The organism is Microcystis sp. M169S2, assembly GCF_020245865.1.
Classification (GTDB): domain Bacteria; phylum Cyanobacteriota; class Cyanobacteriia; order Cyanobacteriales; family Microcystaceae; genus Microcystis; species Microcystis ichthyoblabe_A.
In genome coordinates this window covers 9,715-31,367 of the sequence record NZ_JADBUB010000120.1, presented here as the reverse complement: position 1 = coordinate 31,367, position 21,653 = coordinate 9,715, and the positions used below count along the sequence as shown (strand labels likewise).

The window sequence follows — 21,653 nt, the reverse complement described above, 5'->3', positions numbered from 1 at the left end:
TGTTGCTTCAATAACTTCTGAATAAAGCTTTTAGCCACGTCAAATCTCCGGGCTAGTCCTCGAATAGAAAATTTTTCTTTCTTCCAGACATCGATAATTTTTTGGCGAAAATCTACGGAATAGGGTCTCATAGGAAGCTGGTAAGTTTTATTATTTGTCTATTTGTTTTCCATTGTACCTCATAGCTCCAAGAATTACTATATAGCGGTGTGCAGTCGTATGAGGTACAGTTTCACGAGCTATAAACCATGCTAGGCAAAGCTTGGTTTGTATCTCACTCAAGCGCTTACCGCTATATATATTATTTCTGATAAAAATATATATTTATTTGGAAAAGTTTAAATTCCCAGGCAAAAATACAAAGTCTTATGAAAATTCTTGAAAAATTATCTCTGAACTGAACAAATGTGAGCATAATTTCGGGACAATGGGAACTGGAGGTATGGATTGGGGAATTAGTTAGCCGCACATTATATATAGTCATTTCAGATAAGTCTGATACACTCTATACCAGTTAAACCCTTATGGACTCTGGCATTGATATTCTCAATCTTAATTGAAATGATTATAGCAATAAAATTTTCGAGACATTAAGGACAAGGCCAACAACCCAAGAATAGCAATACAACATAGAAGTCGTTTAGCGATAAAAACTTAAAAAGTTGCGTGGGGTAAAAGTATGGACAGCAATACTTATCCGAGGTTATCATCAGTTTTTTGGCGACTCTTTGTCATCAGTATTGGTTTAGTAAGCGTTTCTGGTAATCATCTCATTGCTCAAGCAGCAAACGCTGAACAAATGAAACAATTATTAGCAACCAAAGAATGCCCAAACTGCGATCTTAGCAAAGCTAATCTCAGTAATATCAATCTAGAAAATGCCAATCTAGAAAATGCCAATTTGCAGGATGCCAATCTCACTAATGCTAACTTAGCAGGAGCGAACCTAGAAGGAGCTAAGTTAATCCACGCTAATTTAGAAAAGGCCAACTTAGAAGGGGCGAATTTAGCCAAAGCGAACTTAGTCAACGCTAACTTGGATTTTATCAACTTAAAAAATGCCAATCTAGTTGAGGCGCAAATGCGCGGGGTACAATTACGAGGAGCGCTGCTGGAATCGGCCAATCTGCAAGGGGCAGATCTGACCATGCACGACGGCAAACCAGTTTTTCTGGTCCATGGCGATCTACAAGGGGCTAACTTAGAACAAGCGAAATTACGAGCAGTGTGGGCGCCTTGTGTTCATTTTGATCGAGCCAATCTTAAAGGTGCGGATTTTTCACCCGATAAAGCTCAAACTCCTTGGTGGCAAGCTTTAGGTAACGTGGTTTCTCTGGGAACGGCGATCGCTGGTTATGGTGGCACCTTTGTTTACCATAACGCCCAAATGACCAATCTAACTGGGGCGACTTTTGTGAACGCGGATCTCAGTCAGGCGCTATTAAAAGGAGTACAATTAACGGCGGCCGATTTCAGACAAGCACTACTGATCGAAACCCTGCTCGAAGGCTCTGATTTAAGAAACACTAATTTCAGCGAGGCAGATCTCAGTCAAGCTAATCTCGATCGAGCTTACTTGGTGAATGGCATTCTCGACCACGCTAACTTAACTTCGACTCGTCTGACCAATATTAATCTGAGTAACGCGGATCTAACGGGAGCGCAACTAGACAAAACGGAATTAGACCGGTCTAATCTCTGTAATGTCACTTTATCGGATGGTTCCAAATCTACTGCTCCCTGTAAAGAAAAAATTCCCGTCACTGACCTTACCAGTGGTAATGTTTGTCGTATTCCCTCTCACGATCTGGCTGATTTGTCCCTAGAGGTTCCCCCAGCCAATACTACCACCGCAATCACTCCCGAGGATACAAGTGCTTTATGGCAACAAGGACTAGAAAAATACCAAAAACAAGACTATAAAGGTGCTATTGAGGATTTTACGGCAATTGTGACTATTAAACCCGATGATGCTCTGACTTACTACCAAAGAGGTCATGCCTACGCTCACCTAGAAGATTTTAATCAGGCTCTGGTCGATTACAATCAAGTCATTGCCCTACAACCAGAATTGGCATCGGTTTACAATGATCGAGGGGCGATACAAGTTCATTTAGGCAATTTGCGCGATGCCTTGATTGATTACGAGCGAGCTTTGCAGATCGATGGCAACCTACCGATAGTTTACTTGAATCGAGGCCTACTTTATCAGCAGATCGGAGAAGTCGAAAAGAGCAAAAAAGATTATCAACGAGTTGTGGCGATCGCTCCTGATGTAGCCATGGCAAGTTACAGCAAGGGTTTGGCTCCGATGACCTTGGCGCAATCGCCGGTATTGGTTAATATTCATCTAGAACGGGCTTTGGCACATTGGAATTTAGAGCAAATTGATTTAGCGTTCAAAGATATCGAGCAAGCTCTGGCAGTTGATGCTAATGGGAAATCAGCCTATGTATTGCGGGGTAGTTTGTACTACGCTCGCAAGGAATGGTCTAAAGCCCTAGCAGATTATAATCAAGTCCTGAAGCTCGATCCCAATCATGCTAATGCTTTGTATAACCGTGCTTGGACAAAATACAACATGGGTAACAAAAAAGAGGCTTTCGCTGATTTTCAAACCGTTGCTACTCTTTATCAACAGCAGGGAAAAACCCAAGAGGAGACAGAAGTACGCCAATTGATCGAAAGATTAACTAAACAAGAAGATTAATTTCTCTGAAAATAGTGATGACAAAGATGGGATGTAGGAGGGTATGATTGTAGGGCCGAATTGTATTCGCCCTCAGAGAGTCTTGCTCCGTGCCGTCCCTTTAGGAGGTTTGAGAGCTTGTTTCAAGGCGTTATACTGGGGAGCATCTCATTTATGCAAGTGAGTAATTATACTTGTCCCTAAAACTGGTTTCTGGCAAGGCTTTTAAAATAGCTTGACATAAAACCTGATTTAGGGGTTACAAAGGTGAGATGCTCCCTTATACTGGTTCACGGGGGTTTCGAGATTAGTGCTATTTCTCATAAAACCTTACTCCCGCCTACTTTTCAAGTTTTTCCTCCTGTACTTAGATGACTATTAACTATGGTGATCTGCAAGAACCCTTGAATAAATTCTCAACCCTAGTTGAATTACTCCGTTATCGGGCAAGCAGTCAACCGGAAAGCCTCGCCTATATTTTTCTGCGAGACGGAGAAATCGAAGAAGCTCGTTTAACCTATGGGGAACTGGATCAAAAGGCTAGGGCGATCGCGGCTCATCTACAATCCTTAGAAGCCAAGGGCGAAAGGGGTTTACTGCTCTATCCCCCAGGACTAGATTTTATTTCAGCTTTTTTTGGTTGCTTGTATGCGGGAGTCGTCGCCATTCCCGCCTATCCACCCCGACGGAATCAAAACCTTTTGCGTTTACAGGCGATTATTGCCGATTCCCAAGCCCGATTTACTTTCACCAATGCGGCTCTATTTCCCAGTTTAGAAAACCAATGGGCTAAAGATCCTGAATTAGGAGCAATGCAATGGATTGTCACCGATGAAATTGACCATCACCTCAGGGAGGATTGGCTAGAACCGACCCTAGAAAAAAACAGTCTCGCTTTTCTACAATACACCTCTGGTTCAACGGGAACTCCAAAGGGAGTAATGGTCAGTCACCATAATTTGTTGATCAATTCAGCCGATTTAGATCGTGGTTGGGGCCATGATCAAGATAGCGTAATGGTCACTTGGCTACCGACCTTCCATGATATGGGTCTGATTTATGGGGTTATTCAGCCTTTGTACAAAGGATTTCTTTGTTACATGATGTCCCCTGCCAGCTTTATGGAACGACCGTTACGTTGGTTACAGGCCCTTTCTGATAAAAAAGCAACCCATAGTGCGGCCCCCAACTTTGCCTACGATCTCTGTGTACGGAAAATTCCCCCTGAAAAACGGGCCACGTTAGATCTAAGCCATTGGTGCATGGCCTTAAATGGGGCCGAACCCGTCAGAGCGGAGGTACTTAAAAAGTTTGCGGAGGCTTTTCAAGTTTCTGGTTTCAAAGCCACAGCCCTTTGTCCTGGCTACGGTTTAGCAGAAGCCACCCTGAAAGTTACGGCGGTTAGTTATGACAGTCCCCCTTACTTTTATCCCGTTCAGGCTAATGCTTTAGAAAAAAATAAGATTGTGGGAGCCACTGAAACCGATACCAATGTGCAGACCCTCGTGGGCTGCGGCTGGACAACGATTGATACTCAAATCGTCATTGTCAATCCTGAAACCCTGAAACCTTGCTCCCCTGAAATTGTCGGCGAAATTTGGGTATCAGGTTCAACAATCGCCCAAGGCTATTGGGGAAAACCTCAAGAGACTCAGGAAACCTTTCAAGCTTATTTGGCAGATACAGGAGCCGGGCCTTTTCTGCGAACAGGAGACCTGGGCTTTATCAAAGACGGTGAATTATTTGTCACAGGTCGGCTCAAGGAAATTATTCTGATTCGAGGACGCAATAATTATCCCCAGGATATTGAATTAACCGTCCAAAATAGTCATCCCGCTCTGCGTCCCAGTTGTGGGGCTGCTTTTACCGTTGAAAATAAGGGCGAAGAAAAGCTCGTGGTCGTTCAGGAAGTGGAGCGCACCTGGCTCCGTAAGGTAGATATAGACGAGGTAAAAAGAGCCATTCGTAAAGCTGTTGTCCAGGAATATGATTTACAGGTTTATGCGATCGCGCTGATCAGGACTGGCAGTTTACCAAAAACCTCTAGCGGTAAAATTCAGCGTCGTAGCTGTCGGTCCAAATTTTTAGAGGGAAGCCTGGAAATTTTGGGCTAAGAAAATTTCTCGATCGGCACTTAATGTGTTAAATTCGTATGTCGATTGAAACTTCGACCAATTCTTTCTCTCCCCTTAAGTCCATGTCTCTGGATTTGAAAATTCCTTAAACTTTAACTACATTTCTCAAGAAAGCAAATTGAATCTAATGTCCACAGAAATCCCAAACGACAAAAAACAACCGACCCTAACGAAAATTCAAAACTGGTTAGTGGCTTACATGACAGAGATGATGGAAGTGGACGAAGATGAGATTGATCTAAGCGTTCCCTTTGATGAATATGGTCTCGATTCTTCTATGGCAGTTGCTTTGATCGCCGATCTAGAGGATTGGCTAGGAAGAGATTTGGATCGTACACTGATCTACGATTATCCGACACTAGAAAAGTTGGCTAAACAGGTTAGTGAATCCTGACATTTTTGCTGAACTTTCGGAAATTAACAATCTAAAGTTAATTAGTCTCCACTAAAATACCCTATAAACATTTGATGAATATCAACGGAGAGTTCTAAAATGACAAATTTTGGCAAATCTATGTCTCATTACTACGATCTAGTGGTGGGGCATAAAGGTTATAACAAAGATTACGCCACTGAAGTAGAATTTATTCACAATTTAGTTGAGACTTACACAACTGAAGCTAAATCTATCCTAGACTTGGGCTGTGGTACGGGTTATCATGCCGCTCTTTTGGCACAGAAAGGGTATTCTGTACATGGTGTTGATCTCAGTGCTGAAATGTTAGAGCAGGCTAAAACTCGCATTGAAGGTGAAACAGTGGCCTCCTCCCTGAGTTTTTCTCAAGGAAATATTTGTGAAATCCGTTTAAATTGTCAATTTGATGTTATTCTTGCTCTATTTCATGTGGTTAACTATCAAGCAACAAATCAAAATTTACTGGCAACTTTTGCAACAGTTAAAAACCATTTAAAAGCTGGGGGGATTTTTATTTGTGATGTGTCCTATGGGCCTTACATTGTTGGAGAGTTTAAAAATCGGTCTATAGCATCAATATCGCGTTTAGAGGATGAGTGCAATGGCAACAAAATAAACTATATTAATGAACTTAGTTTTTTAACTAATGAAAATATAATGCAAGTTACTCATAGTTTATTGATAATAAATCAAGAAAATCAACTTATAGAAAATTCTCAAGAAACACACACTCTTCGCTATCTTTTCAAGCCTGAAGTTGCTTTCTTGGCTGATGCGTGTGAATTAACTGTTCTTGATGCGATGCCCTGGCTTGAACAAAGTCCTTTGACAAACATTCCTTGTCCTTCAGTTTGTTTTGTTATTGGACATAAGGTAACGGATTAGTACTAAACTTCTACTTAAAAAAATCCAACTTAATTTTTCTCTAGAAAAACACAAGCCATGAATACAATTCAAGATGCCAAGACCGAAAATTCCTCAATCTTAAATCAGTCAATTCCAAGAACTCTCAAACTGAATAATACTAATTATCGTCACAATCTCGAATCTGACTATACCGAAAAAATTGAAACCCTCGCAAAAAGTTTTGATTATGCCAGTAATAGTGAGCATATGTGGGGAGACCCCGAACTGTCGATTTTGTATGGAACTCCCCTCTATGAACAAGCTTCCGCTTCTCAAAAGTTAGCTCTCAATCATTTATATTGGGGCGCACAGTATGATTACATTGCTGCTAGTGAAGCCAGTACGATTAACTACAATCAAGTGACGGCTGGTGTCTTTGCTAAGGTCGGTGGCTACGATTCTCTTTGTTTGACCTTGGATCATGAAAGTGATCAAGAAAAGTACCATATCCATGCCTTTCAAACTATTGGTAGTAAAACAAAATTTGCTCTGTTAGGCAAACAGGCTTTTAAGCTGAAACCCAACAAAAATACTACCAGTAAAGCGGATAAAAGTAAGAAAATAACCTCAGGAATGGGAGAACAAATTTTAAATCTTACTTCGGTTTCTTCCTACTCAGAATTGCAATATAAAGGTTTACGCTCTTTAAGTAAAGCTCTGCTCAACAACTCATCAAAGTATTATTCTTCTCATTTGCTAGATTTAGAGAAAAAAGGTGTATTTCTAAATGCTTCTAACAAAGGCTACTTTGGGGTGGCAAATCCTCAGTTTTTGCTGCAATTTTTTGCCTTTCATTGGGGCAGTTCTCCTTTTTTGGCTTGTCAGCACTATACCTATCGTTTAACGGGTAATATGGGCTTAAAAAACTATGAATATCAATATTCTCGCTATTTGAGAGAACTAGAAAGAAAAGGAGAATTTATTCCTGTTCCTACAGCAGTTTCCCATTATCATCTTTTAGATGAAGCTTTTCATACCACGACTTCCCAATTAATTGGCCGTGATTTATACAAAGAGTTTTCTAAGCCAACAGCCTATGAACAGTTTATCGGCAATTTAGTTTTTTATCGTATGCAACAAGGCTTTTTAGGAAGTTTATCCTTGGGGATGGTGTCTATTTTCCGACAGGATGCTGCTTTTTTATCCTATTACGATAAGATTTTGCGTTCTCCTTTATTTGGAATGTCAGCAGAGGAGTCTCTATACTGGCTAGAGAAATGTTTATGCCAAGAGCATCAAGGCTTCGATGTACAAGTTAAGTATCATCAAAAAATGCTGAAGAATATGTTACGTTTGACCGATAGTTTGGATTATCTATGGCCAGTTAACCGTGAAATGCGGCTCATGAAAGCTGGGGGGTCAATTGAACGGGCGATCACCAATAACATTAAAGCTTTTCTTCAATTTAAAGAAACTGTAACCGTATTAAATTAGAAAAACCGCAGTGAGGAATTTGAATGGAACCCATCGCAATTATTGGTCTTGCTTGCCGCTTTCCGGGGGCTGACAATCCAGAAGCTTTCTGGCAACTCATGCGAAATGGGGGGGATGCGATCGCCGATATTCCTCCTGAACGTTGGGATATTGAGCGTTTCTACGATCCCACACCTGCCACTGCCAAGAAGATGTATAGTCGCCAGGGCGGTTTTCTAAAAAATGTCGATCAATTTGACCCTCAATTTTTCCGAATTTCTCCCCTAGAAGCCAACTATCTAGACCCCCAGCAAAGACTGCTATTAGAGGTCGCTTGGGAAGCCTTAGAAAATGCTGCAATTGTGCCTGAAACCTTAGCTGGTAGCCAATCAGGGGTTTTTATTGGCATCAGTGATGTGGATTATCATCGTTTGGCTTATCAAAGTCCTACTAACTTGACCGCCTATGTGGGTACAGGCAACAGCACCAGTATTGCGGCTAACCGTTTATCATATCTGTTTGATTTGCGTGGCCCCAGTTTGGCCGTAGATACCGCTTGCTCTTCTTCCCTCGTCGCCGTTCACCTGGCCTGTCAGAGTTTGCAAAATCAAGAATCGAACCTCTGCTTAGTGGGGGGAGTTAATCTCATTTTGTCGCCAGAGACAACCGTTGTTTTTTCCCAAGCGAGAATGATGGCCCCCGACAGTCGTTGTAAAACCTTTGACGCGAGGGCCGATGGTTATGTGCGCTCGGAAGGCTGTGGAGTAGTCGTACTTAAACGTCTAAGGGATGCTATTCAGGACGGCGATCGCATTTTAGCAGTGATTGAAGGTTCCGCGGTGAATCAGGATGGTTTAAGTAATGGACTCACGGCCCCTAATGGCCCTGCTCAACAGGCGGTGATTCGTCAGGCCCTGGCAAATGCCCAGGTAAAACCGGCCCAGATTAGCTATGTCGAAGCCCATGGCACGGGGACAGAATTGGGGGATCCGATCGAAGTTAAATCTCTGAAAGCGGTTTTGGGTGAAAAGCGATCGCTCGATCAAACCTGTTGGCTCGGTTCTGTGAAAACCAACATTGGTCATTTAGAAGCGGCGGCGGGAATGGCGGGTCTGATTAAAGTCGTTCTCTGCCTACAACACCAAGAAATTCCCCCTAATCTCCACTTTAAAACCCTTAATCCCTATATTTCCCTCGCTGACACAGCTTTTGCGATTCCTACTCAGTGTCAACCCTGGCGGACCAAATCCCCGGGATCTGGTGAAAAGGGTGTCGAACGACGTTTAGCCGGTATCAGTTCCTTTGGGTTTGGGGGGACAAATTCCCATGTGATTCTCAGCGAAGCTCCTGTCACGGTTAAAAATAATCAACAAAATGGGCAGAAGTTGATGGAACGTCCCTGGCATTTGCTGACTTTATCTGCCAAGAATGAAGAAGCCTTAAAAGCCTTAGTCCATTGTTATCAAAAGTATTTAGCTGATCATCATGAAATTCCTCTCGCTGATGTTTGTTTTACGGCCAATAGTCGGCGATCGCACTTTAATCATCGTTTAGGAGTAGTGGCTAGAGATCGCTTAGAAATGTTGCAGAAGTTAGAGAACTTTAGTAACCAAGAAAGGATGAGAGAACCGAAGAGTATTAACAAAAAGAAAAAACCTAAAATTGTTTTTCTATTTGCCGGTCAAGGTTCTCAATATGTAGGTATGGGTCGTCAACTGTACGAAACCCAACCCGTCTTTCGCCAAACCTTGGATCGCTGTGCTGAAATCCTGCGACCCCATTTAGATCAACCCCTCTTAGAAATTCTTTATCCTGCTGACCTAGAACCGGAAAAAGCGAGTTTTTACCTGGAGCAGACTGCCTATACCCAACCTGCTTTATTCGCATTCGAGTATGCCCTAGCACAGTTATGGCGTTCCTGGGGAATAGAACCAGCGGCAGTAATTGGTCATAGTGTCGGTGAATATGTGGCGGCTACTGTTGCCGGAGCCTTAAGCTTAGAAGATGGATTAACGCTAATTGCCAAACGGGCAAAACTGATGCAGTCTCTCCCCAAGAATGGGACAATGATCGCCGTTTTTGCCGCAGAAGAGCGGGTTAAAGCTGTTATTGAGCCTTATACAAACGACATAGCGATCGCTGCTATTAATAGCCCAGAAAATCTTGTTATTTCAGGAAAAGCAACGATTATTGCTGAGATTATCATTCATTTAACGGCAGCAGGAATAGAAGTTCGTCCACTAAAAGTTTCCCATGCTTTTCACTCGCCCCTCTTGGAACCGATTTTAGATTCCTTAGAACAGGAAGCTGCTGCTATTTCCTACCAACCCCTGCAAATTCCCTTAGTTGCTAATTTAACGGGGGAAGTTCTACCAGAAGGAGCAATCATTGACGCTCGTTACTGGCGAGATCAGGCACGCAACCCTGTACAATTTTATGGGAGTATCCAAACGCTGATCGAGCAGAAATTCAGTCTTTTTTTAGAAGTCAGTCCGAAACCGACTTTATCTCGATTGGGTCAACAATGTTGTCCAGAAAAATCAGCCACCTGGCTATTTTCCCTCGCCCCTCCTCAAGAAGAAGAACAAAGCCTGCTAAATAGTTTGGCGATTCTCTATGATTCCCAAGGAGCCGAAATAAACTGGGAAGGTTTTAATCAAAATTATCCCCACAATTTACTAGCTCTACCGACCTATCCTTTTCAACGTCAACGCTATTGGCTTGAAACCATTAAACCAACTTCTGAAGAAACAAATATGACGACCAATGCCACTAATGTCCAAGCTATCTCCAGCAATCAAAAACAACAGGAGATTCTAATCACATTGCAAACCCTAGTGGGAAATTTACTGCAATTGTCCCCTGCTGATGTCAATGTTCATACACCTTTCCTGGAGATGGGGGCAGATTCCATTGTCATGGTTGAGGCGGTCAGACGCATTGAGAATACCTATAACGTTAAAATTGCTATGCGTCAGTTATTTGAGGAGTTATCTACTTTAGATGCTTTAGCTACTTATTTAGCTCAAAATCCGGCTACTGATTGCCAAACTGCTCAAATTAATACCGAGGTGTTTTCTGCGCCCATTGCCTGCTCAAATAACCGATCGCCCAATGTCGTGCTGAGTTCTAATACCAACGGCTTTCAACGTCAAACGGCTTCTCCAAAGGTTTCGGCGATCGCCCCTAATATCACAGTTTCTCAAGAGCCTGTACCACAACCAAGGGTTCTGGCAGCATCAGGTTCAAGCGTTCCTAGTTCTGCCCTGGAAAATATTATGGGTCAACAGTTACAACTGATGGCCAAACAGTTAGAGGTCTTGCAAACGGCCAATTTTGCCCCGACGACTACCCGAACCACAGAAAATTCCCCATCTTCCGTCAGTCAAAATAGGTCAAACGGACTTACACAACAGTTAATTCCCCCCCGGCAATTAGCGGCGAACCTAGAGCCAATAGCCAGTCGCACCCGTCAAACCAGCAATCAAGCTTCTGCTCCTAAACCGACAGTAACAGCCACTCCCTGGGGGCCAAAAAACCCTCCAACAGGTGGATTAACTCCCCAACAACAGCAACATCTAGACGCATTAATTGCTCGCTTTACGGAACGCACGAAAACCTCTAAGCAAATTGTGCAAAGCGATCGCCCGCGTTTAGCGGATAGTCGAGCCTCGGTCGGATTCCGTATGTCCATTAAAGAGATGCTCTATCCCATTGTGGCCCAACGTTCTCAAGGATCAAGAATTTGGGATGTGGACGGTAATGAATATATTGATATGACGATGGGGCAAGGGGTAACGCTGTTTGGGCATCAACCAGACTTTATTATGTCGGCCATACAAAGCCAACTCACAGAAGGGATTCACCTTAGTCCGCGATCGCCAATCGTGGGAGAAGTGGCTACCCTGATTTGTGAATTAACAGGAGCCGAACGAGCTTGTTTCTGTAGTTCAGGGACAGAGGCAGTAATGTCCGCTATCCGTATCGCTCGGGCCACAACGGGTCGTAACAAGATTGCCATCTTTGAAGGTTCCTACCACGGTCACGCGGACGGAACTCTCGTGAGAAAACAAATCATTGACAATGAACCCCGTTTCTTTCCCCTCGTGTCAGGGGTTTCCCCAAGTATTAGTGCCGATGTGGTGGTATTAGACTATGGCAGTGCAGAGGCTCTGGACTATTTACAAACCAAGGGACAGGATTTAGCGGCGGTCTTAGTAGAACCAGTTCAAAGCAATTATCCCCTACTGCAACCCAAAGAATTTCTGCAAAGCCTGCGACAAATTACCAGTCAGATGGGTATTGCTCTGATTTTTGATGAAATGATTACGGGTTTTCGATGCCACCCAGGCGGAGCGCAAGCTTTATTTGGTGTACAGGCGGATATTGCCACCTATGGCAAAGTCGTTGCGGGGGGAATGCCCATTGGGGTTATTGCAGGCAAAGCCCGTTATCTGGACAGCATTGACGGAGGAATGTGGAATTATGGCGATAAATCCTATCCTGGGGTGGACAGAACCTTTTTTGCGGGAACCTTTAATCAGTATCCCTTAGCAATGAGGACGGCTAGGGCTGTCCTGACCCATTTAAAGGAGCAGGGGCCAGGTCTGCAACAACAATTAACTGAACGCACCGCCGCCTTAGCCGATACCCTCAATCGCTATTTTGAAGCAGAAGACGTTCCTATTAAAATCGAACAGTTTAGTTCTTTCTTCCGTTTTGCGCTGGCGGGGAATTTGGATTTACTGTTCTATCACATGGTGGAAAAAGGTATTTATGTCTGGGAATGGCGTAAACATTTTCTTTCAACAGCCCATACGGAAGCCGATCTTGCCCAATTTGTCCAAGCGGTTAAAGATAGCGTTGCAGAATTGCGTCAAGGAGGTTTTATCCCCGCAAAAAAGCCTTCCTGGCCAGTGCCAACGCCTCAAATTGATCCCCCCCTAACCCCCCTTGATAAGGGGGGAGATGTTGATGTCACCCTTGATAAGGGGGGAGATGTTGATGTCGCGCTTGATAAGGGGGGAAATTCTCGTTCTGTTAGTGACAGTAAGTTAGGGAAAGGGAGCGGGTCTCAAGACCAAAAAACGATACAGTTTAGCCTCTACTACTTTGGTAGCTATGAAGCAGAATTTAACCCGAATAAATATAACTTACTGTTTGAAGGAGCTAAATTTGGCGATCGCGCTGGTTTTACAGCCCTTTGGATTCCTGAACGTCATTTCCACGCTTTTGGTGGTTTTTCTCCCAATCCCTCGGTTTTGGCGGCGGCTTTAGCACGGGAAACCCAACAAATTCAACTGCGATCAGGCAGTGTGGTTCTACCGCTACACAATCCCATCCGAGTCGCCGAAGAATGGGCGGTGGTGGATAATCTTTCCCAGGGCCGTGTCGGTATTGCTTTTGCATCGGGTTGGCATTCCCAGGATTTTGTCTTGGCTCCCCAGTCTTTTGGCCAACATCGGGAATTGATGTTCCAAGAAATTGAAACCGTCCAGAGACTTTGGCGAGGAGAAGCGATCGCCGTACCAGACGGAAAGGGGGAAACAGTGGAGGTAAGAACCTATCCCCAACCGATGCAGTCCCAATTACCCACCTGGATTACTATTGTCAATAATCCCGATACCTATATCAGAGCAGGGGCGATCGGCGCTAATATCCTCACCAATCTGATGGGGCAAAGCGTGGAAGATTTAGCTCGTAATATTGCGCTATATCGTCAATCTTTGGCAGAGCATGGTTATGATCCCGCGTCGGGAACGGTGACAGTTCTCCTGCATACTTTTGTTGGCAAGGATTTAGAACAAGTTCGAGAACAGGCTCGCCAACCCTTTGGGCAATACCTCACCTCCTCTGTCGGACTCTTGCAGAACATGGTCAAGAGCCAGGGCATGAAAGTGGATTTTGAACAATTAAGAGACGAAGATCGGGACTTTCTCCTCGCTTCTGCCTATAAACGCTATACAGAAACCAGTGCTTTAATTGGCACACCCGAAACCTGCCGTCAAATTATTGATCATTTGCAGTCCATCGGTGTGGATGAAGTGGCTTGTTTTATTGATTTTGGGATAGATGAACAAACAGTTTTGGCCAACTTACCCCATCTCCAGTCCCTAAAAGACTTATATCAACCTCATCTCCCCCCTTATCAAGGGGGGTTAGGGGGGGATCAATCCCCTTATCAAGGGGGGTTAGGGGGGGATCAAGTCCCTCTCACCGAAGCCCAACGACAACTGTGGATTTTGGCTCAATTAGGAGAAAACGGCTCGGCTGCCTATAACCAATCAGTGACATTGCAATTAAGTGGCCCCTTAAATCCCGTTGCGATGACCCAAGCTATTCAACGAATCAGCGATCGCCATGAAGCGTTACGAACCAAAATTAATACCCAGGGAGATAGTCAAGAAATACTGCCCCAGGTTGAGATTAACTGTCCTATTTTAGACTTCAGTGCTGACCAAGCTTCGGCTCAACAGCAAGCAGAACAATGGTTAAAGGAAGAAAGTGAAAAACCCTTTGATTTGAGCCAGGGTTGTCTGGTGCGTTGGCATCTACTCAAATTAGAACCAGAATTACATTTGTTAGTATTAACAACCCATCATATTATTGCTGACGGTTGGTCAATGGGAGTAATCCTTCGGGAATTAGGAGAGTTATATTCAGCCAAATGTCAGGGTGTTACGGCTAATCTTAAAACCCCAAAACAGTTTCGAGAATTGATTGAATGGCAAAGCCAGCCAAGCCAAGGGGAAGAACTGAAAAAACAGCAGGCCTATTGGTTAACAACGCTTGTCAATCCGACCGTTTTGAATTTACCCACTGACAAACCTCGTCCAGCTTTACCCAGTTACCAAGCAAATCGTCGAAGTCTAATTTTAGATAGCCAATTTACAGAAAAACTAAAGCAATTTAGTCGTAAACAGGGCTGTACCTTGCTGATGACCCTGTTATCGGTTTATAACATTCTCGTTCATCGTTTGACGGGACAGGATGATATTCTCGTGGGTTTACCCGCTTCTGGACGTGGCCTTTTAGATAGTGAAGGAATGGTGGGTTATTGCACCCATTTTTTACCTATTCGTAGTCAATTAGCAGGTAATCCCACTTTTGCTGATTATCTCAAACAAATGCGGGGGATTTTGTTGTCGGCTTATGAACATCAAGACTATCCCTTTGCCCTCTTGCTCAATCAGTTAGATTTACCGCGTAATACCAGTCGCTCTCCTTTAATTGATGTCAGTTTCAATTTAGAGCCAGCCATTAACTTACCCAAAATGAGAGGATTAGAGGTTAGCTTACTGCCTCAAAAGATGAGTTTTAAGGATCGAGATTTGCATTTGAATGTGACAGAAATGGGCGGAGAAGCTCTAATTGACTGTGACTACAATACGGATTTATTTGAGGATGAAACGATTCAGCGTTGGTTGGGTCATTTCCAAACCTTACTTGAGGCAATTATTAATGATCCGCAACAAAATCTACGGGAATTACCTTTATTAAATTCTGCTGAACAAAAACAGTTATTAGTCGATTGGAATAATACCAAGACCGACTATCCTCAAGATCAGTGCATTCATCAATTATTTGAAGCGCAAGTTGAACGGACTCCCGATGCGATTGCGGTGGTATTTGAGGGGCAATCATTAACCTATGCTGAGTTAAACCATCGCGCTAATCAGTTAGCCCATTATTTACAAACTTTAGGCGTGGGTACAGAAGTTTTAGTCGGTATTTCCCTAGAACGTTCTTTAGAAATGATTATCGGCTTATTAGGGGTTCTCAAGGTAGGTGGTGCTTATGTACCTCTTGATCCTGACTATCCCATTGAACGTCTTCAATTTATGTTAGAAGATAGTCAGGTTTCATTTTTGATTACCCAACGTTCTTTATTGGCCGTATTACCTCCTTCTCAAGCTAATGTTATTTGTTTAGATGAGATTGAAGAGCAGGTTTCTCAATATCCTCAAGATAATCTTCAAAATGGATTAACGATTGCTAGTTTAGCGAATGTGATTTACACCTCTGGCTCTACAGGAAAACCGAAAGGGGTAATGGTTGAGCATAAGGGTTTAGTTAATTTAGCTCTTGCTCAAATTCAGCGTTTTGGAGTCAACCATAAGAGCCGTGTGCTGCAATTTGCTTCTTTTAGTTTTGATGCTTGTATTTCGGAAATCTTGATGACTTTTGGCTCTGGAGCGACTCTTTGTCTTGCTCCAAAAGATGATTTGTTGCCAGGTCAGCCATTAATTGAACAGTTAGTAAAGAATGGAATTACCCATGTGACTTTGCCGCCTTCAGCTTTAGCGGTTTTACCCAAGGAATTGTTACCCAACTTACAAACCTTAATTGTGGCGGGTGAAGCTTGTCCTCTGGATTTGGTGAAACAATGGTCGGTGGGAAGAAACTTTTTTAATGCCTATGGTCCAACGGAAACAAGTGTTTGTGCTTCGATTGGACAATGTTATCAGGATGATTTGAAAGTCACGATTGGTAAGGCGATCGCCAATGCCCAAATTTACATTTTAGATTCTTATCTTCAGCCATTACCTATCGGGGTGGTCGGAGAATTGCACATTGGCGGGGTTGGTTTGGCGCGGGGTTATTTAAACAGGCCTGAGTTAACGGCGGAGAAATTTATTGCAAATCCGTTTGCTTCCCTTGATCCCCCCCTAACCCCCCTTGATAAGGGGGGAGAGCAACCATCAAAATTGTATAAAACGGGAGATTTAGCCCGTTATTTACCCGATGGCAATATTGAGTATCTGGGACGCATTGATAATCAGGTCAAAGTTCGCGGTTTTCGCATTGAGCTAGGAGAAATTGAAGCGGTTTTGCTGTCCCATCCCCAGGTACGAGAAGCGGTGGTTTTGGTGAATGAAAGCGATCACACTGAAAATCGGGCTTTGGTTGCTTATATTGTTCTTAATGATCCGACTTGTGCAACACAATCATTACGGGAGTTTGTTAAACGGCAGCTTCCTGACTATATGGTTCCCGTTTATTGGCTGGTGCTGGAAAATTTACCGTTAACCAGCAATGGCAAAATTGATCGTCGGGCTTTACCGTTACCTAATCCAGAGTTAAATCGTTCGGTAGATTATGTGGCTCCAGATAATCCTACCCAAGAGGCGATCGCTGCTATTTTTGGTCAAGTTTTAAAACTGGAAAAAGTGGGAATTAATGATAACTTCTTTGAGATTGGTGGTAATTCTTTGCAAGCCACTCAAGTTATTTCAAGGTTACGAGAAAGTTTTGCCCTAGAGTTGCCACTGCGTCGCCTATTTGAACAACCGACTGTAGCGGATTTGGCTTTAGCGGTAACGGACATTCATGCCACTTTACAAAAATTACAAGCCCCTGTTGAGTCTTTATTAGGCGATCGCGAGGAAATTGAACTATGAAATCTATTGAAACCTTTTTGTCAGATTTAGCCAATCAAGATATTAAACTCTGGATGGACGGCGATCGCCTGCGTTGTAATGCACCCCAGGGCCTATTAACCCCAGAGATTCAGACAGAACTGAAAAACCGTAAAGCAGAAATCATTCACTTTCTCAATCAACTGGGTTCAGAGGAGCAAATTAATCCTAGAACGATTCTTCCCATTCCTCGTGATGGCCAATTACCTCTGTCCTTTGCCCAGTCGCGACTCTGGTTCTTGTATCAATTAGAAGGAGCCACGGGAACCTATAACATGACAGGGGCCTTGAGTTTAAGCGGGCCTCTTCAGGTAGAAGCTCTCAAACAAGCCCTAAGAACCATCATTCAGCGTCATGAGTCACTGCGTACCAGTTTCCAAACGGTTGACGGGGTTCCAGTGCAGGTGATTGATCCCCATCCTGTTTGGGAATTGACGATGGTTAATTTGGCTGGAAAGGAGACAGAAGCAGAAAAATTGGCCTATCGGGAATCCCAAACCCCCTTTGATTTAACTAAGAGTCCTTTGTTGAGGGTAACGCTCCTCAAATTGCAGCCAGAAAAGCATATTTTATTAATTAATATGCACCATATTATTTCTGATGGCTGGTCTATTGGTGTTTTTATTCGTGAATTGTCCCATCTCTATGGGGCTTTTGTTGCGGGTAAAGAAGCAACTTTACCGACTTTACCGATTCAATATGCGGATTTTGCTGTTTGGCAGCGACAGTGGTTACAGGGCAAGGTTTTAGGGACTCAATTGGAATATTGGAAGCAACAATTAGCGGATGCTCCTCCTCTGCTAGAACTACCAACCGATCGCCCTCGTCCCGCGATCCAAACTTTTCAAGGCAAGACAGAAAGATTTTGGCTAGATAGTAAGCTGACCCAAGAATTAAAGGCGTTAAGTCAACAGTCAGGTTGTACTTTATTTATGACTTTGTTGGCCGCTTTTGCAGTGGTTTTATCCCGTTATAGTGGCCAGACGGATATCGTCATTGGTTCAGCGATTGCCAACCGTAATCGTCGAGAAATTGAGGGTTTAATTGGCTTTTTTGTTAACACTTTGGCGTTGAGGTTAGATTTATCAGAAAAACCCAGTTTTGCTACTTTCTTAAAACAAGTACAAACGGTGACTCAAGATGCCTATGAGCATCAAGATTTGCCCTTTGAGATGTTAGTAGAAGAATTACAGCTAGAGCGCAAATTAGACCGTAATCCTTTGGTACAGGTGATGTTTGCCCTTCAAAATGCGGCCAATGAAACCTGGAATTTACCTGGGTTGGCTATTGAAGAAATGTCTTGGGAACTTGAGCCTGCTCGTTTTGATCTAGAGGTTCATTTATCAGAAGTTAATGACGGACTAACTGGACTTTGCTGTTACAATATTGACCTATTTGATGGCTCAACGATCGACCGTCTATTGGAACATTTTCAGAATCTTCTCAGGGCGATTATTGTTAATCCTCAAGAGTCGGTAAGTTTATTACCCTTGTTGTCAAAACAGGAACAAAAGCAACTTTTAGTTGATTGGAATCAAACCCAAGCCGATTATCCCCAAGATAAGCTTGTCCATCAGTTATTTGAAGTTCAAGCAGCCAGTCAGCCAGAAGCGATCGCTCTAATCTTTGAAAATCAGGTTTTGACCTATGGAGAATTAAACCATCGCGCCAATCAATTAGCTCACTATCTTCAGTCGTTAGGAGTCACCAAAGAACAAATCGTCGGGGTTTATCTGGAACGTTCCCTTGAAATGGCGATCGGATTTTTAGGTATTCTCAAAGCAGGAGCGGCCTATCTCCCTATTGATCCAGAATATCCCTCAGTACGCACCCAATTTATCCTCGAAGATACTCAACTTTCGCTCCTCTTAACCCAAGCGAAACTGGCAGAAAAACTCTCCCAAACTCAAACCCAAATTATCTGCCTAGATAGAAACTGGCCAGAGATTGCATCCCAGCCTCAGACAAACCTAGACCTAAAGATAGAACCCAATAACCTAGCCTATTGCATCTATACCTCTGGTTCCACAGGACAACCCAAAGGCGTACTAATTCCCCATCAAGCCTTACTCAATTTAATCAGTTGGCATCAACAAACTTTTCAGCTTAGTTCTTTAGATAAAACGACCCAATTAGCTGGAGTTGCTTTCGATGCAACGGTTTGGGAATTGTGGCCCTATCTGACCACAGGAGCCTGTATTAATCTGGTTCCCCAAAATATTCTGCTCTCACCGACGGATTTACGGGATTGGTTGCTTAACCGAGAAATTACCATGAGTTTTGTGCCAACTCCTTTAGCTGAAAAATTATTATCCTTGGATTGGCCTAACCATTCTTGTCTAAAAACCCTGTTACTGGGAGGTGACAAACTTCATTTTTATCCTGCTGCGTCCCTTCCCTTTCAGGTGATTAACAACTATGGCCCAACGGAAAATACAGTAGTTGCGACCTCTGGACTGGTCAAATCATCTTCATCTCATCACTTTGGAACTCCGACTATTGGTCGTCCCATTGCCAACGTCCAAATCTATTTATTAGACCAAAACCTACAACCTGTCCCCATTGGTGTACCAGGAGAATTACATTTAGGTGGGGCGGGTTTAGCGCAGGGCTATCTCAATCGTCCTGAGTTAACGGCTGAAAAATTTATTGCCAATCCCTTTGATCCCCCCCTAACCCCCCTTGATAAGGGGGGAGAAGAACCCTCAAAACTCTATAAAACGGGAGACTTAGCCCGTTATTTACCCGATGGCAATGTAGAATTTTTGGGACGTATTGACAATCAGGTAAAAATTCGGGGCTTTCGTATTGAAACTGGGGAAATCGAAGCTGTTTTAAGTCAACATTTCCTATTAGCTGAAAATGTCGTCGTTGCCAGAGAGGATAATACTGGGGATAAACGCCTCGTGGCTTACCTAGTTCCCGCCTTGCAAAAGGTCGCCCTACCAGAGCAATTAGCCCAATGGCAAAGTGAATATATCAGTGATTGGCAAAGTCTCTATGAAAGAACCTATAGTCAAGGGCAAGATAGCCTAGCTGACCTAACCTTTAATATCACGGGTTGGAATAGCAGTTATACTCATCAACCCCTTCCTGCTTCAGAAATGCGAGAGTGGGTCGAAAACACTGTTAGTCGCATCTTAGCCTTGCAACCAGAACGCAGTTTAGAAATTGGTTGTGGTACAGGTTTGTTACTCTCTAGGGTAGCAAAGCATTGTCTGGAATATTGGGCAACGGATTATTCCCAAGGGGCGATCCAGTATGTTGAACAGGTTTGCAATGCCGTTGAAGGTTTAGAAAAGGTTAAATTACGCTGTCAAATGGCAGATAATTTTGAAGGTATTGCCCTACATCAATTTGATACTGTCGTCTTAAATTCGATTATTCAATATTTTCCCAGTGTGGATTATCTGTTACAGGTACTTGAAGGGGCGATCAATGTCATTAGCGAGCGCGGCCAGATTTTTGTCGGGGATGTGCGGAGTTTACCCCTATTAGAACCGTATCATGCGGCTGTTCAATTAGCTCAAGCTTCTGACTCGAAAACTGTTGAACAATGGCAACAACAGGTGCGTCAAAGTGTAGCAGGTGAAGAAGAACTGGTCATTGATCCCACATTGTTCCTGGCTTTAAAACAACATTTTTCTCAAATTAGCTGGGTGGAAATTCAACCGAAACGGGGTCTGGCTCACAATGAGTTAACCCAATTTCGCTATGATGTCACTCTCCATTTAGAGCCTATCAATAATCAACCATTATTGAGCGGCAATCCAACGGTAATTACTTGGTTAAATTGGCAACTTGACCAATTGTCTTTAACACAAATTAAAGATAAATTATTGACAGACAAACCTGAATTTTGGGGAATTCGTGGTATTCCTAATCAGCGAGTTGAACAGGCTCTAAAAATTTGGGAATGGGTGGAAAATGCCCCTGATGTTGAAACGGTTGAACAACTCAAAAAACTTCTCAAACAACAAGTAGATACTGGTATTAATCCTGAACAGGTTTGGCAATTAGCTGAGTCTCTCGGTTACACCGCTCACCTTAGTTGGTGGGAAAGTAGTCAAGACGGTTCCTTTGATGTCATTTTTCAGCGTAATTCAGTGTCAGAAGCCGTTTCAAAGCTTGCATTCTGGGATGAAAAAGCCCTTAAAACAAAACCCTGGACTGATTACACCAATAATCCTCTGCGTGGTAAGTTAGTCCAAAAGTTAATTCCTAAAGTACGGGAATTTCTACAAGAAAAGCTACCCAGTTATATGGTTCCCCAGGCGTTTGTGTTGCTGGATTCCCTTCCTTTGACTCCCAATGGCAAGGTGGATCGTAAAGCATTACCTTCTCCTGATGCGGCGACTCGTAATTTAGCGAACAGTTTTGTCTTACCCCGCAATCCGATTGAAGCTCAACTGACTCAAATTTGGAGTGAAGTTTTGGGACTGGAACGCATTGGCGTTAAGGACAACTTTTTTGAATTGGGAGGACATTCTCTTTTGGCTACCCAGGTTTTATCAAGAATTAATTCAGCCTTTGGACTTGATCTTTCTGTGCAAATTATGTTTGAATCACCAACGATCGCGGGCATTGCGGGTTATATTCAAGCGGTAGATTGGGTCGCCCAGGATCAAGCCGATAGCTCGTTAAATCATGAAAATACTGAGGTAGTGGAGTTCTAA

The 21,653-nt window shown here is 43.3% G+C and carries 6 protein-coding genes and 2 pseudogenes; 7 read left to right on the top strand and 1 reads right to left on the bottom strand.

Features of this window, described 5'->3' with window-relative positions; all coding sequences use genetic code 11:
* A pseudogene (locus tag IM485_RS12675) lies at positions 1 to 131 on the bottom strand (IS630-like element ISMae26 family transposase); the annotation flags it as partial.
* A 548-nt stretch (positions 132 to 679) separates the two neighbouring features.
* Here IM485_RS12675 and IM485_RS12670 point away from each other — a divergent pair.
* The 7 genes and pseudogenes from IM485_RS12670 (at position 680) to IM485_RS12640 (ending at position 21,653) form a co-directional block, all read left to right on the top strand.
* Positions 680 to 2,710, top strand: a complete 2,031-nt coding sequence (locus IM485_RS12670) for a pentapeptide repeat-containing protein (RefSeq protein WP_287743462.1) — start codon at positions 680 to 682, stop codon at positions 2,708 to 2,710.
* A 350-nt stretch (positions 2,711 to 3,060) separates the two neighbouring features.
* Positions 3,061 to 4,803 carry a fatty acyl-AMP ligase gene (locus IM485_RS12665; RefSeq protein WP_287743460.1) on the top strand — a complete coding sequence of 581 codons (1,743 nt, stop codon included), beginning with the start codon at positions 3,061 to 3,063 and terminating at the stop codon, positions 4,801 to 4,803.
* 148 nt (positions 4,804 to 4,951) lie between these two features.
* Positions 4,952 to 5,218, top strand: coding sequence for an acyl carrier protein (locus tag IM485_RS12660; RefSeq protein ID WP_104396630.1), 267 nt, complete (start codon positions 4,952 to 4,954; stop codon positions 5,216 to 5,218).
* Between the two features lie 99 nt (positions 5,219 to 5,317).
* On the top strand, positions 5,318 to 6,124 hold the full coding sequence (locus tag IM485_RS12655; RefSeq protein ID WP_104396629.1) for a class I SAM-dependent DNA methyltransferase: 807 nt from the start codon (positions 5,318 to 5,320) through the stop codon (positions 6,122 to 6,124).
* A gap of 57 nt (positions 6,125 to 6,181) precedes the next feature.
* Positions 6,182 to 7,579, top strand: coding sequence for a hypothetical protein (locus IM485_RS12650; RefSeq protein ID WP_104396628.1), 1,398 nt, complete (start codon positions 6,182 to 6,184; stop codon positions 7,577 to 7,579).
* Between the two features lie 26 nt (positions 7,580 to 7,605).
* Positions 7,606 to 16,959, top strand: a pseudogene (locus IM485_RS12645) (MupA/Atu3671 family FMN-dependent luciferase-like monooxygenase); the annotation flags it as partial.
* Entirely contained in the window at positions 16,956 to 21,653 is a 4,698-nt protein-coding gene (locus IM485_RS12640; protein ID WP_287743453.1) for a non-ribosomal peptide synthetase, read from the top strand. The pseudogene IM485_RS12645 and the gene IM485_RS12640, both read left to right, overlap by 4 nt.